A 1,682-nucleotide genomic window follows, 5' to 3' on the forward strand; every position below is an offset into this window, starting at 1 on the left:
TAGTAAGCTTTCTTATTCTCTTCTTCTTTACGACGTGCCCAAGTAGCTAGAGGGAAACACATGATAAAGTAGAGGAAGGCAGCCCCAGCGAAGGCCGGCACATAGTTAGTGGTATCATAAGCCCAAGCCTTAGCAGTGAACATGATATCAGCCCCAGAAATAATGGCAACTGTAGAAGTATTCTTAATCAAGTTAACCACTTGGTTGGTCAATGGCGGCAAGATAGTACGGACTGCTTGAGGCAAGATGATGATACGCATGGTATCAGCGTAGGTGAATCCTTGAGACAAAGCCGCTTCGGTTTGACCTTTAGGAACCGCCTCAATACCTGTACGAATAATTTCAGAGATATAGGCTCCTGTGTAGATCCCCACACAAAGGATGGCTGTCAATGAAATTGGAATCATGACATGGCCATCAGTTAAGATTGAAATCCCATAGAAGACGACCACGAATTGGACAAGCAAGGGTGTGTTCTGGAAGATTTCGACATAAACACGTGAGATGCCACGAAGAACCTTGTTGTGAGTAGAGCTCATAGCCCCAAAGATGAGCCCAAGAAGAAGGGCAACGATCAAGGCACCAATCGAAATGCCAAGGGTATAGAAGAAACCTTTGGCAAATTGTCCAAAGTTAGCGAAGAAAGCAGCCCAACGTTCAAGAGCGAAAGGACTAGCCGTTTCAGTTAAAAGATACATAAATTCAGGACTCCTTTCTATTTATCTTCAGCTTTAGCTGGTTTCAAGTGATATTTATCGTAGAGCTTTTGAAGGCTACCATCTTTTTGCCATTTAGCCAACAAATCGTTGGTATAATCAATCAACTCTTGGTTAGACTTGCTTGAGGCAATACCGTATTCTTGTGTTTTGAAACCTTCTTTTAAGGTTTTAGTCTTTTTACTTTCATATCCGGAGAGGATAGATTTATCAACTGAGAAAGCATCGACGCGGTGAGCGTAAAGAGAAACAGCCAATTCTGGGAAAGATCCGAGTTGAACATAGTTGAACTTAAGGTTATTAGCTGAAGCATACTCTTGCAAAGCAGCCTTAGTTGACGCACCTTGAGAAACACCGATAGTCTTACCATTCAAGTCTGAGATTTTGTTAATATCTGAGTCCTTAAGAACCAAGAAACCAATTTGGTCATAGTAGTAAGGATTTGAGATGGCATAAGAAGCCTTACGTTCATCATTGATGGTATAGGTAGCGATAAGTAAGTCGATAGTTCCGTTATCCATAAGTGGTTCACGGGTTTGCGTTGTTACTGGAATGTAATTGACCTTAACCTTAAGTTCTTTGGCGATCTTTTTAGCAAGATCAACTTCCATCCCTTCGTAGGCATTAGTCTTAGCAGAATAGTAACCAAAGTTAGGAACGTCTTGCTTCACACCGACATTAAGTGTCCCTCGCTTAACGATTTTTTGGACTGCTTTACTATCTAGGAGCTTACTAGTGTCTTCAGCCTTAGTCTTGTGACTCGAGATAAGAAAAATAGTGACAATTGCTAAGCATGCGACAGTTAGGTAACGTAAGATTTTTTTGAAAATCATAGGCAACCTCCTTAGGCATCCACTTGGACACGATCAGAGTTGTGGTCGATAATCTTAGAAAGGAATTGAACAGCACGAGGTTCAGTTGGATTGTCAAAGAAACCATCCACATCCGTAGTATCCACAAGAACCT

Annotated in this window: 2 protein-coding genes and 1 pseudogene; all 3 read right to left on the reverse strand. The window is 41.6% G+C overall.

The window, feature by feature from the left end; translation table 11 throughout:
• The coding region (locus PCY16_RS11195) for an amino acid ABC transporter permease (protein ID WP_183136292.1) at positions 1–698 on the reverse strand (698 nt) is incomplete at its 3' end.
• A gap of 17 nt (positions 699–715) precedes the next feature.
• Positions 716–1,549 carry a transporter substrate-binding domain-containing protein gene (locus PCY16_RS11200; protein WP_195414130.1) on the reverse strand — a complete coding sequence of 278 codons (834 nt, stop codon included), beginning with the start codon at positions 1,547–1,549 and terminating at the stop codon, positions 716–718.
• 11 nt (positions 1,550–1,560) lie between these two features.
• Positions 1,561–1,682: pseudogene (locus tag PCY16_RS11205) on the reverse strand (amino acid ABC transporter ATP-binding protein); the annotation flags it as partial.

The organism is Streptococcus sp. SS4 (assembly GCF_030440125.1).
In the GTDB taxonomy this organism is placed as follows: Bacteria; Bacillota; Bacilli; order Lactobacillales; family Streptococcaceae; genus Streptococcus.